The organism is Microcoleus sp. Pol12B4 (assembly GCF_036701385.1).
Taxonomy (GTDB): Bacteria; Cyanobacteriota; Cyanobacteriia; order Cyanobacteriales; family Microcoleaceae; genus Microcoleus.
Window position 1 is genome coordinate 1 of sequence record NZ_JAUBQR010000060.1, and the last position, 15,671, is coordinate 15,671.

Here is a 15,671-nt window from a genome sequence, read left to right on the forward strand (position 1 = left end):
TTTTTCACCCAATCAAAGATAGTTTCTGTGGTAAAATAAGGTGTGCAAGCCCAAGCAGATTGCAAATTATTCACCATTTCGGACATATGTCCCCGATCGTAAGCCTCCCAAGCTTTCCACACTAAATAATAGTATTTCAGCAAGCGATCCACCTGCTGTACCTGCTTTTTGAGTTTCGTACTAATAGAGAAACTGTCGCTCTCATCACTTACAAATGCCTGTTCAATTATTTCTCCATATTCCCGAAGCATCCGTTCTTCTTTGAATAATTCTTGGGCTCGCGCTTTGCACGCTTGTCCTGCAAGCCTGCGCGCTTCGGGATTTTCTACCCATATTTCCACCGTTTCTACTAACTCTTTTACTGTTCCTTCTGGGTCGATTGTAGGATCGGGTAGTAGCTTTCCCGTATCTCCCAATTCTTCGGGAATACCGCTGACTGCTGTGGCAATTACGGGCAATCCTTTCGCCATTGCTTCCATAATTGCTAGCGGCATTCCTTCTGCTTGAGAAGATAAAATAAAGATGTCGCTCGCGTCGAGCCAATCGGCAATATCCCAGCGCTGTCCTAAGAATTTCACCTGTTCTTCTACTCCCAATTGGCTCACAGTTGCTCTTAATTCAGGTTCCATGTTATCGTGAGTAGTAGACCCAGGCCCGGCCCAAACAAAGTAAATTTGCGACCAAATCGGACGATTTTTCAATTGGGCGATCGCCTGCAATTGATACTGATATCCTTTGATTGGAGTCAATCTCGCCGCCGTAAAACAAACAACAGCATTTTCGGGGATTCCTTGTTCTTGACGCAGGCGTTGGCGAGTTGAAATATTCGGCAGCTCAAAATAACTATTTGGTCTGCCATAATAGATTACTTTTCCCCGTTCGAGACGTGCTTTAAATAGACTTTGGAACAAGTTTAAATTCTCGTGGGAAACTGCTACTGCTGCTTTGGCTACCATGTACTGGTAGGCAACTGCATCGAAATAGGGAATTTGATCGCCCCGATCGAAGGTTTCATAATTGCGATTGATATAACCCAGACTGATTATGTACGGTATATTTTGCTCGATCGCAACTTGTTTGGCTGCAAAGTTAGCCATCGGCCAGCCGTCACTAAATATAATTAAATCCGGTCGAGCCTGGGCGTAAATCTTTTGAGCATCATCCAAATTGTAAGCTATTCGCAAAAACTCTTTCATCGTGTCGAACTCTAGCCAAATATGTTCGATGCCGAGCTGTTTTTGTTCGGTAATTAAAGGGTTAGAAGTTTGACTTTGAACGCTGGTAACTCGGTAGCCATCCGCAGCTAATTTACACATCAGCGAGTGGTTAAACTGAGCCAATCCGCCGACTCCTGAATCTTCTGTGTACAGGAGTACGTGCTGTCTTGGCTGCTGAGAAGTCGAACTGGGAGGCGATTGAAACTGATAAGGATTGTTCGCTGCGATCGCCACGATGTCTTGCCATTCCTGTAAATTGGTTAAGGCATAGGCATCAAAGTTGTAGCCGTACTGTTCCGAAACCCCCTTAAAATTTTCTAGCCAATTAAAAACAGTTTCAGTGCCTGTCAAACGAGTGTAATACAGAGATTTTTCCAGACATTCGACCATTTCTGGCAAATATCCGTCGCGGTACATCCGCCATGCTATCCATACAAAACACTTGTAACGTTCCGCGCGTTTCAAGTCACGGATGTGCGGAGGTAAGTCTGGCCGAGCGAAAAATTGCTCCATCAAAATTTCCGTATTTTTCATTAATTTGGAGCCGTTAGACATGATATTGCTGTCGTGCTGACGATAGCAGGTTAATATCTCTTTTAACCAAACTGACTTGCAGCCTTTTAAACCTAAACGTAGCACAAAATCTAAATCTTCGGTTGGCGGCAAGCGATGATCGAAACCACCCAAGCGTTCCCACCATTCTCGCCGCAGCATCATGGCGCTGGGACGCACGGATTTGTAGAAAACAAAAGCTTCTAAATCTAATTTGGGTTCTTCTTCCCAAGGCGTGACTCCATAGATGCCTTCGTCGTTTTTTCCAACGATAACCCAACCTGTTTGCACCATATCTAATGTGGGGTCAGCGTCAAAGCAAGCTACTTGTTTTTCTAGTTTTTTTGGTAAGAAGAAGTCGTCAGCATCTAGAAAAGCTAAAAATTCCCCTTGTGCTAACTTACAAGCACGATTTCGAGCAATTGCTGCTCCTTGGTTCTCTTGATAGATGTATTGAATTACATCGAGGTAATGTGACAAAACTTGTCTAGTGTTGTCTGTTGAGCCGTCGTCTACGACGATAATTTCCCAGTTTTGATAAGTCTGGCCCAGAACACTCTCTACGGCTCTGACAATGTAGCGATCGCAGTTGTAAGCCGGGATGACGACACTGACACGAACTTTTTTGGGGGTAATAATACTAGCCATTAACTGTTTCCATTCTGGTAATTGTCGGAGAGAAGCTGCATCGATATTGCGACCGTAGGTTTTAGCAATTTCAGTGATGCGCTTTACCCAATCTGCTATAGTTGCTGTTAGGGAGTACGGAGTATAATCCAAAGATTTTTGCAAATACTCAGTCATTTCTGCCGGATAGCCGCTGTAGAAAAGTTGCCACGCCATCCATGTCAGAGCTTCATACAACGCCTGCTTTTCTAATTGGCGGATGTCCTCTGGCAATTCGGCTCTACTGAAGAAACTTTGCTTTAATTTAATACAAAGGTTTGCCTGTTTTAGCGCTCTCTGGATGGACACATTTTGCCCGTGCTGGCGGTAGCATACTGTCACTTGAGGCAACCAAGCAGCTTCGCAGCCAGATAGTGCTAAACGCAAGATTAAGTCGGCATCATCTACTGAATCATACTGAGAATCAAAGCCACCGACTCGTTCCAGCCACTGCCGCGAAAACATCATCGCACTGGGAAGTAGTGGCAGATAAACAATCCAGGTTTTTAAGTCTAGCTGAGGCAAGTATTCCCAGGGTGTGACATCGAAAATACTTTCGCCTTGCTCTTTAACCATTCGCCAGCCACTATTAACAATTCCTAGTGATGGCTGAGCGTCAAATAACACAACTTGTCCAGCTAACTTATCGGACAAGAAAAAGTCATCTTGATCTAAAAAAGCAATTAATTCACCTCGGGATTCCTCAATTCCTCGGTTGCGGGCGGCAGCTACTCCTTGGTTTTCCTGATAAACATAGCGAATTTTGTCAAAATAAGGCTGCAATCCTTGGCGGGTATCGTCGGTTGAGCCGTCGTCTACGACGATAATTTCCCAGTTTTTATAGGTTTGGCTGATGACGCTTTCTACCGCTTGCGCGATGTAGCGATCGCCATTATATGCTGGAATAATTACACTTACTCGCGGTGTCGGATTTGCTATTGACATGAATTTTATCGGTGATAAGGAAGGGTGCGGCAACGGATTCTGAAACGGATGTAACGGAGGTCAGGAAGAAGGAAGATGCAATTATACTGCTGACACAAATCCTCGTTTGAAAGGTAAATCTGGTATTTTAGCGTGCATAAAAGACAGATTCAACACCTTGTAATTCCTCGACTAATTGTTGCCATTCGGCTGAATTAATTAGAGAATATGTATCTAAATTATGCCCTTTAGCTGACGAAAAATTTCCAAAATATTCTACCCAGTTTAACAGAGTTTCTGTTGTCAAAAAAGGTGTGTACTTCAATGATTCTTGAAGCCACTTCTGCATTGCGCGTAGATCTTCTTGACAGTAAGCCTGCCAAGCATTCCATACTAAAGAGCTGTAGTTCACCAGGCTTTCTATTTTCGCCATTGACCTCTGCACCTTTTTTTGAGTAACAAATGGATCTGTTTGGCGATCATCGCCAAGTAAAGCTTTTTCGATCGCCTCCATCGACTCTGCCAACATCCGTTCCTCTTTGAATAGTTTCTCTGCCCGCTGCTTGCAAGCTTGACCGATTTGATGCCGCCATTCTGGATTCATCGCCCAAGCTTCTACAGTTTTCGCCAATTCCCTCGCGGTTCCCTCTGGATCGGTATTCGGATCGGGCAACAATTTTCCAGCATCACCAAGCCCTTCAGGAATACCACCCACAGCCGTTGCAACTACCGGCAATCCCTTCGCCATCGCTTCCATAACTGCAAGAGAAGGTGCTGCATCTGCCACAGAAGTCAAAATGAATATGTCGCTAGCATCCAGCCAATCTAGGATATCCCAGCGCTGTCCGATCAACTTTACGCGATCGCTCACGCCTAACTCTTTAATAGTTTCCCTCAATTCTATTTCTACATTGTCAGCGCTTCCCTCACCAGTTCCTGCCCACACAAAATACAGTTTAGACCACACAGGAGACTGCTGCAACTGCTTGATTGCTTCGATCTGATATCGATGCCCTTTAATCGATGCCAATCGAGCCGATGTGAAACAAACAATCGCATCTTCAGGAATGTCTATTTCTTGTCGCAGGCGTTGACGAGACGCAGCATTAGAAGGTGCAAAATATTTGGGAGAACGCCCCAAGTAAATCACTTGTCCTCGCTCTTTTGGCAACTTGAAATCTTGGCATAATAAATTCAAATGTTCGTAAGCGCCAACAATCAAGGCTCTAGCTTGCAGGCAGTGGTAGAGCACTCCTTCTACATAAGGCACTATATCCCCGCCGGCAAAAGTTGCGTGTTCGGGCATAACTAACCCAATCACCATCATGTATGGTATTCCCATTTCAATAACTACCTGCTTAGCTGCAAAATTGGAAAATGGCCAACCATCGCTAAAAATAATCATATCCGGTTGATTGCTAGCAAAAAGATCTCGTGCATCCTGAGTATTTCTTAACACCCGCTGTAAATCTTTATGGCCGCTAAAATCCAGCCACAAGTGTTCTATACCTAACTCTCGTTCTCGCTCCAGCAAGGGGCTAGAATGTTTGGTTTGCACGCAAGTGACTCGATAGCCTAATAGGGCTAACTGACAAAGAATCGCATGATTGTACTGCGCTAATCCTCCCACGCCCGGATCGTCGGTGTTGTAGAGTAGAATGTGGGCTTGCGCTTTTGAAGCTGTGGGAAGAATAGAACTCTGTTGAGATTGGGGCGGATTAGTCATCACCATAAGAATCATTTCTTGCCATTCCGCTAACTTACTCAGCGAATAAGCGTCAAAATTTTCACCATATTCTTCCGAAGCCATCTGAAAACTTTCTAGCCAATTCAGAACTGTTTTTGTGGGCGAAAAAGGCGTATATTGCAATGACTCTTCTAAACACTGGGCCATCTCTGCTAGATGACCGTCGCGATACATCCGCCATGCCAGCCACTTTAAGCATTGATAGCGTTCCGGGTTTTTTAACTGCCGGATTGACTGAGGCAAATCGGGTCGAGTGAAGAATTTCTTCATCACAATTTCTATATTCTTTATTACGTGAAAACCGATTGACATGAGATTAGAATTGTGCTGGCGATAACAGGTAAGTGCTTCTTCTAACCAAACTGCTTTGCACCCATTTAAAGCTAAACGCAAGGCAAAGTCTAAATCTTCTGCTAGTGGAAACTGAGAATCGAAACCGCCCAATTTTATCCACCACTTTCGGCGCAGCATTATCGCACTCGGCCGCACGCATTTATATAGAATAAAGCTTTCTAAATCTAATTTAGGCGCTTGCTGCCAAGGCTTGACAGCAGAAATCTCTCGTCCGCTTTCATCGACGATAAACCAACCTGTTTGCACCATATCTAAAGTGGGGTCAGCGTCAAAGCAAGCTAGTTGTTTCTCTAGCTTGGATGGTAGGAAATAGTCATCGGCATCTAGAAATGCCAAAAACTCGCCTTGCGCTAGTTGGCAAGCAATATTTCTGGCGACTGCTACTCCTTGATTTTCCTGGTATATATAGCGAATTTTGTCAACATAAGGCTGCAATACTTGCTGCGTGCGATCGGTCGAACCATCGTCTACAACTATAATCTCCAAGTTAGTAAAAGTTTGACAGAGGGCGCTTTCTACCGCTTGTACGATGTAGCGATTGCCATTATATACAGGTATAATTACGCTGATTAGCGGTGTTTGATTGACTGTTGACATTATTTAGCTCGCTGTTAACCTATGATTATCTAGTTTAGATTAATGTGGCGGACATTCAGCATTATTTTATGTTCAGTAGCTCTACTTACAAAAGCTTGAACTTTGGCAAAGTGTAGCATATAATTTTACATGGAATGATTACTCAAAAGGGACATAAAAAATGAATTCGGAAACAGCGCAGGTGAATTTTCAGCAACAGGCAGAAATTTATTTAGCTACAGGCAACTTCGATCGAGCGATCGCACTTTGCCAACAAGTTTTGGGATCTGAACCCAACTCAGCAGAGACTTGCAAGACCTTGGGAAAGGCGCTGCAAGCTCAGGGTAAACTAGAAGACGCAAGGTATTGGTATAAAGTTGCGATCGCCCACCAACCCGATTTTGCCGAAGCTTTTGCTAACCTCGGCACTCTCAGCGCTACTTTGGAACAGTGGCAAGAGGCGATCGCCTGTTACCAAAAAGCCATCTCCCTGCAACCAAACTTTGCAGGATTTTACCGTAATTTGAGCCGGATATTTACCCAAGTCGGTCAAGCTGAAGAAGCAGCAAACTGTTGGTATCAAGCACTGATCGTGGAACCGATAGAAACAGCAGAAGAATATCTCGATTTAGGTAATACTTTGCTTAGCCAAAATAAGCCTGAAAAAGCGCTAGTTTGTTACCATCGCACCATTTTTTTAAATCCGAGTTGTTGCGAAGCTTATTGCAGAATAGCAGAAGCTGCTAGCGACTTGAAACAGTGGGACGAAGCTATTGTTAACTATCGCAAAGCGATTAAACTCCAGCCGGATATTTCGGAGCTTCATTACAAATTAGGAAATGTTTTGCAAGCTAAGGATCTCTGGCGCGAAGCGGATGCTGCCTACAGAAAAAGTATTGATTTAAATCCCAATTCTTTTTTGTCATACTACAACTTAGGCAGCGTGCTGCTCAATTTAGAAAAATGGCAAGAAGCTGCGATCGCCTACCGCACGGCTGTTGAAATTAACCCGGATTATTCTTGGTCTTACTACAGCATCGGTACAGCTTGCGATCGATTAGAAGAATGGTCGGAATCCGCTATGGCTTACCAGCGCGCTACTGAAGTAGACCCGAATTTCTTCGCAGCTTTTCACAAGTTAGGAGATGCTCTTTTAAAACTAGAAAAGTGGGCAGAAGCTGAGGCTGCATACGAACGAGCGATCACCCTAAATGCAGATTTATTTTGGTCTCATTATAACTTAGCTTTGACTTTAGTTAAACTTCAAAAGTTTGAACCAGCAACATTCGCTTATCGGCGGGCGATCGCACTCAATCCAGAATTCTCTTGGACTTACCACAATTTAGGAGAAGTTCTGTTAAAAACTCAACAGTGGAAAGCCGCAGCTACCGCTTATCAACGTGCTATCCAACTTAATCCCCATATTTCTTGGTCTTATTACAATTTAGGCGATGCTTTGAGTGAAAGCCACGAATGGAACGATGCTGTTTCTGCCTACCTTTGTGCGTTTAAAATCGACCCGTGTCTACCGAAAATTTACATGAAGTTAGGTAAGGCTCTAATTAAAAGAACTCCGGTAGATTCAGATCTAGCAACTAGCTACTATCACCACGAAATGCAGCCGCTGCACGCTCCTGAATTTTACTGCGAAATCGCCCAAAAGTTTGCTGAGAGCGATCGGCGTAACGAAGCCATAATGTTGTACTTGATGGCATTAGAAATTAGACCCAAAGATCCAGAAATTTCCCAAAAATTAGAGGAGATTTTAGAAAAACAGCGTCAAACAGGGGAATCTACTCTATTATTAGAGTTAGAAGCTAAGGATATTCGCGATCGCTATATCGCCCGAGTTGCCAAAGGCAAGACTTTTGCAGAAGTCGGTGGCTTGTGGGGAGCTGTCAGCGAAAAAGTATCTGTAGCTAGCAAATACGGTGCAGTTTCTCTGACAATGATTGATGCCATGCCGGCATCCATGCACTGGTGGCAAGATTTTCACGATCGCATGACAAGTTTAAATATTGCTAATTATCACTGTATCAATCAAGATATCACTCAGATTCAGCTTGCAGACATTGGCGAGCCTTACGACGTAGTTCACTGTGCAGGAGTTTTGTACCATCACCCCCATCCGTTGCAGATTTTAGTTGCTTTGCGTCAGATAACTCGCGAGCATTTAATTTTCACTTCAGCTATTACTCAAGAAGTGATAGAAAATGACTTGGGACGCTATGAAATTCCCGCTTCTGGAGTAATGTTTATTCCGGCTTTGGACGACGCAGAAAGAGCTATTTTAACAGCTTATTGGCGGACATACATCAACAACAACCAACTTATAGGGATAACTGAGAAAGCAGTTTTTGACATAAACAACTTTGCGGCGTGCTGGTGGCTGCCTACAGCTACTGCTTTAGAAGCTATGTGCAAAGTCGCGGGATTTAATGTTTTAGACAAAGGATTGACTTGGGACAATAATGCTTTGACTCTGCTGCTGGGGATTTGAGGATTGGTAAAGGAATAATAACAGGACTTGCTTGTTCACAAACGGCTAAACACCCGGTTTATGAGCGGATTTATCGTTTTATTTCCCCAATATTCCTACTAGAAACCGGGTGTTTTCCGTAAATCCTAAATAAAATAGCTGTAAACATTTTTTGTGAAAAAAAGAGGAACTGGGAAATAATTAATGAACAATCACCAACCAGGGACGCCGTTAGGAAACATTTTAGTAGTAGACGATACACCAGAAAACCTGCGTCTGTTGTCTACGATGTTGACTCAGAGGGGCTACACCCCCCGCTGCGTGATTAACGGAAAAATGGCTATAAGAGCCTGCAATTCTAATCCACCCGATTTGATTTTGCTCGACATAATGATGCCGGAAATGAACGGCTACGAAGTCTGTCAGCACTTGAAACTAGAAGCAAAAACTCGCGAAATCCCGGTAATTTTTATCAGCGCTAAAGATGAAGTATTTGACAAAGTAAACGCATTTGCTGTGGGAGCTGTTGACTATATCAGCAAGCCATTTCAGTTTGAAGAAGTTCTCGCCCGCATCGAAAGTCACCTCAGCCTACGGAATTTACAAAAGCAGCTAAAAGAACAAAATATGCTGCTGCAAGAAGAAATCACGAGTCGCTTAGCAGTAGAAAAAACTCTTCAGGAAAAAAATAAAATTTTGCAACAAGAAATCAGCACCAGGCGCGCTGTAGAAAAAGCTCTGCAAGAGCAAAATTTGGTACTCCAACAAGAGATATCCCACCGCCAGCGCGCTGAATCTGCTCTATTAAAATCTAACCAAGAATTAGCGCGTTCAAATGCAGAACTAGAACAATTTGCTTATGTGGCTTCTCATGACTTGCAGGCGCCTTTAGCCACCATTGCCAGTTACGCTCAACTTTTAGAAAAACGCTACAAAGACCAACTCGACAGCCAAGGTAGTAAGTTTATCGGCAATATCGTTCAGGGCTGCACCAGAATGCAAACTTTAATTGACGATTTACTCGAATATTCGCGCGTTGGCCGGAGTCGGAAACCTTTTGAACTGATAGATTGCAATCACGCAGTCGAGCAAGCACTCGCGAACCTGCAAGGGGCGATCCGTGAGACTAAAGCCGTTGTCACATACAGCGAATTACCTGCGGTAATGGGGGATATTTCTCAACTCGTACAGCTATTTCAAAATTTAGTCAGCAATGCGATTAAATATCGCCACGATGCACCACCTGTGGTTCATATTACCGCTTGTAAACAGGAGGAAAACTGGTTAATTTCTGTCTCAGATAATGGAATTGGGATTGCTCCCCAGCATCAAAAACGTATCTTTCAAATTTTCCAGCGCTTGCATACTCAAAGAGAATATTCGGGGACAGGTATTGGTTTAGCAATTTGTCAAAAGATTGTGGAACTTCACGGCGGATGTATCTGGGTGGAATCGGAACCGGAGCAAGGTTCAACTTTTTACTTTACTCTCGCTTAATTGAGACATAATTTCTGCAAAATGTAGAAGCTATAAGCTAGGTAAAATTAAATACTTTCTATGTTAGAAATCCCAACCTAAAAGATATAATCTAGAAGTTGACACTATTTAATAGTGCAGATGAAAAGATTGAATAATTGGGGATAACTGTGACTATCCGGGTGGGGGATGGGCTACAGTTGCATTCTTTTTTTAAGTGGTATAAATGTCAGTTAGAATAAAATTTATTTTCCGTTGACAGTCGAGTTGGTGCGTGATAAAATCTTAATTAAAACAGAACTTTTGTAGCGCTTGCTTACTCTCCCCAATCTGACGCTCGATGTATGTGTACGTGAATTGAATGACAGCCCTTAAAATAAAAGGTAAAATTCAAGTTAGTTTAATATTTTGTTAGTCAATAAATATTATGAAAGCAGTTTTTAACTTAGCTTTGCCTCCTATCTGCTTTAAAGTTCTGTTAGTAGAAGACAACCCTCATGAAGCTGAGCTGATTGAAGATTTGCTGTCAGAAATAGGCGGCGCGCAGCGTATAGTGCTGACGAAAGTAGAGCGCCTCAGCGAAGCGCAGCAGCGATTGAATCAAGAAACTTTTGACATAATTTTATTAGACCTTTCACTGCCAGATAGTGTGGGAATCGAGACGGTGGCTCGGATACAAGAGTACGGGGTAAATGTGCCGATCGTAGTTCTGACCGCCCAAAACGACGAAGAACTTGCCCTGCGGTTGATTTCGGTCGGTGTACAGGATTATTTGGTAAAAAGAAAAATCGACAGCGAACTGTTAATTCGATCGCTCCGTTACGCTATAGAACGCCAGAACAGTCAAGATGCTTTGCGAAACAGCGAAGAAAAATATCGCTCGGTGGTGGAAAATTCCCTGATCGGAATTGCCATCATCGCTCCAATTATTGACTGCGAAATTCCTCAAAATTGCAATTGGATAGAAGTTAACGATGCCCTGTGCAATTTGCTGGGCTACGAACGCTACGAACTCATGCAGAACAATTGGCTAGAGTTGACTCATCCAGAGGATTTTGAAGCCAATCTTGAAAAATTGTCTCAAATGTTAGCAGGTACGATCGACGGTTACATCTCAGACAAAAGGTGGCTCAAAAAAGACGGCGAAATAGTTCATACGCGAGTTTCCCTGCGCTGCATCCGCCGCCAGGACGGGTCAATCAACCGGATGATCGAAGTAGTGTTGGACGTTAGCGATCGCTACCGCTACGAAGCAAAACTGAAAGCGTCAGAAGAATTTTTAAACCACACCATAAATGCTACGCCAGACCCAATTTTTGTCAAAGACGAGCAACACCGCTGGATGATATTAAATGATGCTTTTTGTCAGTTGGTCGGCAAATCGCGACAAGAACTGATTAGCAAATCAGATTATGACTTTTTTCCCCAAGCAGAAGCTGCTGTTTTTTGGACAAAAGATGAAGAAGTATTGACAACGGGAATCTGCTTGGAAACAGAAGAAAAATTTACAGACTCTGCCGGGAGAGAACACATAATTTCTACCAAAAAAAGCGTCTTCCAAATAGCAGACGGCAGTAAAGTAATAGTGGGTACAATTAGAGATTTTACCGAATACAGACAGCAACAAAAAGCCCTGGAACAAAGCGAAGCTCGCTTTCAAAAATTGGTAGCTAACCTGCCGGGGATAATTTATCAATTACGAATGTCAGCAACTGGAAAAATGTCTTTCCCCTACATCTCTTCCGGCAGCAGCCAACTCTACGAATTAGAGGCAGAAGCAATAGAGCAAAATGCGGAACTGATTTCCAATGGAATTCACCCAGACGATCTCTTAGATTTAAAAGCATCGATCGCAATTTCAGCCACTAAGCTGGAACCTTGGCAGCAGCAGTGGCGGCAGACTTTACCATCTGGAAAAGTTAAGTGGCTGCAAGGAGCTGCGAGACCAGAAAGGCTCACTAATGAGAGCAAATCTGGCAGCGAAGGCGACATTATCTGGGACGGTTTAGTGATGGATATTACTGAATTAAAGCAGGCACAAACAGAGCGCGATCGGTTTTTTACCATCTCATTAGACTTGCTTTGTATTGTTGGTTTTGACGGCTATTTTAAACGTTTAAACCCGGCTTGGTCAACAGTTTTAGGCTACAGTATTAGTGAATTGTTTGCCAAGCCAATGATCGAATTTGTTCATCCAGACGATCGAAAAGCTACTGCGGCCGAAGGAGCGAAACTAATCGCGGGTACGTCCAGTATCTCCTTTGAAAACCGCTACATCTGCAAAGACGGTTCTTACAAATACTTCCTGTGGACGGCATCGCCATTTAGCGAAGAAGGTTTAATCTACTCAGTTGGTCACGATATTACTTCTCGTAAACAAGCAGAGTCCCAACTCCAGCGACAAGCAGTAGCAATGGCCGCTGCTTATGACGGTATCGCCATTTTTAATAATAATAAAGAATGTATTTATTCCAACGACGCTTATCTGAAAATGTACGGTTTGACCAGCCCTAGCGAACTGTATGGGAAGAAATGGAAAATGCTCTACAGCAAAGCAGAAAATATATTTTTTGAACTACAAATAATGCCGATGCTCTTGCAAAAAGGGTACTGCAATATAGAAGCTATCGGTCAGCGCCAGGACGGTAGTAAGTTCCCTCAAGAATTGTCGCTGACAATGCTTGTCGGTGGCGAAATTATTTCTATAGTCCGCGATATAACTAATAGAAAACAGGTAGAATCAGCCCTTCGATTGAGCCAGCGTCGTTACCAAACTTTAGCAGAAGCATCGCCAGTTTGCATATTCCATACTGACCCCTTGGGAAATTGTCTTTATGTGAATAAACGGTGGAGCGAAATTACGGGATTAAAGGCAGAATTAGCAGCACAAATTGGCTGGATGAATGCCATACATTCTGATGATGTCGAGCGGGTAAAAAATGAATGGCATCGCGCAATTATTGAGAAAATACCTTTTAAATCAGAATACCGCTTTCAGCATCCAGATGGTCGGGTAATCTGGGTGATAGGTCAGGCAATTGCAGAAATCGGAGACAAGCAGGAGATTAAAGGCTATATCGGCACTATTACTGATATTAGCGATCGCAAACAAGCAGAATTAGATTTGCTGCGAGTTACTCAAGCAGTGGAAAGCACCAGCGATGCGATCGGCATTGCTGACTTGACAGGGCGATCATTCTATCACAATCAAGCCTTTGTTCAACAGTACGGCTACACAGCAGAAGAACTAAACACAGCAGGCGGATTAACAGCAATTTACCCCCAAACTAAAGTGCTGTTAGAAATGTTTAAAACGATCCGTAAAGGCAAATCTTGGCAAGGCGAACTCAAAATCAACACTAAAAACAACGAACTGGTAACAACTTTATTTCGCGCCGACGGCATTAAAGATGAAGCTGGTCATTTAATCGGGTTAGTGGGAGTAATTACCGACATCACGGAACGGAAACAAGCCGAGATGGCCCTGCAGCAGCAATTAAGGCGAGAACGGCTGGTAGTTGCCATGCTCGATCGCATTCGATCCTCTCTCAATTTAGAAGAAGTCCTCAGCACTGCTGTCGAAGAAGTCCGGCACTTTCTGCAAACAGACCGCACAGTTATTTACCGTTTCAATCCCGACTGGAGTGGCTTTGTCGTTGTGGAATCAGTGGCAAAAAATAGAATTTCGCTGCGAAACTTTAACAATCTTGATGGCTGTTTTAAAGAGAAATTTGTTGAGATTTATCAGCAAGGCGGTATTAGATCGATGGAAGATATTTACCTAGAAAATTTGACGGAATGCCACATAAAATTTCTCGAAGGATTGGAAGTAAAAGCTAACTTAATAGTGCCGATTTTAAAAGCACAAGAAAGCATTTCCCAGACCGAACTGACTGCAAAAAATCAGCTCTGGGGACTGCTAATCGCCCAGGATTGCAGCGGCCCTCGTCCCTGGGATTCCTCAGAAATAGAATCCCTCCGGCAATTGTGCGTGCAATTGGCGATCGCGATCCAGCAATCGACGCTATTTCAACAAGCACAAACCGAAATTGCCGATCGCAAACTTGCAGAATCTGCCCTCCAACAAGCCAAAGAAGTCGCAGAAAGCGCCAACCGCGCTAAAAGCGAATTTCTCGCCAACATGAGCCACGAACTACGCACGCCTTTAAACGGCGTTTTAGGTTACGCTCAAATCTTGAAAACCGACAAAGATTTAAACTCAGATCAGCAAGAAAGTCTTAGCAATATTCAACAGTGCGGTCAACATCTGCTGATGCTAATCGACGATGTTTTAGACCTTTCCAAAATCGAAGCTAGAAAAATGGAACTCTACCCAGAAGAGTTAAATTTTCTAAATTTCACAAAAAACATTGCCGATCTATTTCAGATGCGGGCCTCGCAAAAAGAAATTTTATTCAACTACGAACAAGTATCTCCCCTGCCTAGCTGCGTTTGTGTAGATCCAAAAAGATTGCGCCAAATTCTCATAAATTTACTCAGCAATGCCATTAAGTTTACTAACAGCGGAGGTGTGACTTTTAAAGTCGGCTATTTAGGCACAGAGGCCTGGAGTCGAGCGCAAGGCGAAAATTATGAATTATCGATTTTGAGTTCGGAACTGAAAGAAAATTATCTGCGCTTCGCCCAAAATGCGAACGCAGCCCAACACACTTTAAAAATTCGCTTTCAAGTCGAGGATACTGGCACAGGAATAGACCAAAGCAAGTTAGAAGAAATATTTTTGCCATTCCACCAAGTAGGAGGCAATACATTTGTTGAAGGTACGGGTCTCGGACTCTCGATCAGCCAGAAATTAGCAAAAATGATGGGCAGCCAAATTGGTGTAAACAGCACTTTGGGAAAAGGCAGCACTTTCTGGCTGGATTTAGAAGTGCCCGCAGTCCAACGGTACTTAGAGGTGTCTCCTTTGCGGGAAAAACGCTGGGTTGTTGGTTTTGTTGGCAACAAGCGGAAAGTGCTAATCCTGGATGAAAATCAACTAAATCGCGATTTGTTGTGCAGGTTGCTGAGGCGTTTGGGATTTGAAGTTGCCGAAGCACAAAACCGTCAAGAATCCCTGTACAAATCAGTTGAATTTCAACCTGATGTGATTTTTATTGATTTAGGAATGCCTGTAATGGATGGCTTAGAAACTGTTAGGAGATTGCGGGAGTTACCGGAATTACAAAATATCGTTTTAATCGCTATGTCAGCTAGCGTTTTCGATGCGGCGCAGCAAGAGAAACTCCTTGCAGGGTGCGATGATTTTCTTCCCAAGCCGATCGAAGCAAATCACTTTTTGGCACAGTTGCGCGTGCATTTGGGTCTAGAATGGATTTACGGGGAAACTTCGGAAAACAAAAAGCGCAAAACTCCCTGTTTGTCACCCGCATCGGATTTTCCTGCTTATTCTTCTCTGTTACCTGCGGCTTCTGAGTCGGTAGCAAAAATTTTGAAACTGGCTGCTATGGGCGACATTGAAGAAATTTTTGAGGAGAGTGCTAAGCTGGAGAGTTTAGAACCTAAATTAGTACCGTTTATCTCGAAGCTGCGCCAACTTGCTAAGGGATTTCAGCTCAAACAAATTCGGAATACTTTAAAGCAATATATCGAGGGGAAGTAGTCCGCAGTCAGTGGTCAGTGGTCAGTAGTGATATCATGTCCGGTCGCTCGCTCGGAC

Annotated in this window: 5 protein-coding genes; 3 read left to right on the forward strand and 2 right to left on the reverse strand. The window is 43.4% G+C overall.

Going from position 1 to position 15,671, the window contains the following annotated elements:
- Both QUA38_RS10970 and QUA38_RS10975 read right to left on the reverse strand, forming a co-directional pair.
- On the reverse strand, window positions 1-3,380 hold a 3,380-nt coding region (locus QUA38_RS10970; RefSeq protein WP_333161661.1), incomplete at its 3' end, for a glycosyltransferase.
- A 127-nt stretch (window positions 3,381-3,507) separates the two neighbouring features.
- Complete coding sequence (locus tag QUA38_RS10975) at window positions 3,508-6,057, reverse strand: glycosyltransferase (RefSeq protein ID WP_333161663.1); 2,550 nt, start codon at window positions 6,055-6,057, stop codon at window positions 3,508-3,510.
- Between the two features lie 160 nt (window positions 6,058-6,217).
- Here QUA38_RS10975 and QUA38_RS10980 point away from each other — a divergent pair, with 160 nt between their 5' ends.
- The 3 genes from QUA38_RS10980 to QUA38_RS10990 all read left to right on the forward strand — a co-directional run bounded on the left by QUA38_RS10980 (window position 6,218) and on the right by QUA38_RS10990 (window position 15,614).
- Complete coding sequence (locus tag QUA38_RS10980; protein WP_333161665.1) at window positions 6,218-8,536, forward strand: tetratricopeptide repeat protein; 2,319 nt, start codon at window positions 6,218-6,220, stop codon at window positions 8,534-8,536.
- A 183-nt stretch (window positions 8,537-8,719) separates the two neighbouring features.
- Window positions 8,720-10,012: an ATP-binding protein gene (locus QUA38_RS10985; RefSeq protein WP_333161667.1), complete on the forward strand. Its 1,293-nt coding sequence runs from the start codon at window positions 8,720-8,722 to the stop codon at window positions 10,010-10,012.
- 406 nt (window positions 10,013-10,418) lie between these two features.
- Window positions 10,419-15,614 (forward strand): PAS domain S-box protein, encoded by a 5,196-nt coding sequence (locus tag QUA38_RS10990; RefSeq protein ID WP_333161669.1) that lies wholly within the window; start codon window positions 10,419-10,421, stop codon window positions 15,612-15,614.
- Window positions 15,615-15,671 lie beyond the last annotated feature (57 nt).

Coding starts and splice junctions, on each gene's coding strand:
- QUA38_RS10975 (WP_333161663.1), bottom strand. CDS start 6,057: ATGTCAACAGTCAATCAAACACCGCTAATCAGCGTAATTATACCTGTA.
- QUA38_RS10980 (WP_333161665.1), top strand. CDS start 6,218: ATGAATTCGGAAACAGCGCAGGTGAATTTTCAGCAACAGGCAGAAATT.
- QUA38_RS10985 (WP_333161667.1), top strand. CDS start 8,720: ATGAACAATCACCAACCAGGGACGCCGTTAGGAAACATTTTAGTAGTA.
- QUA38_RS10990 (WP_333161669.1), top strand. CDS start 10,419: ATGAAAGCAGTTTTTAACTTAGCTTTGCCTCCTATCTGCTTTAAAGTT.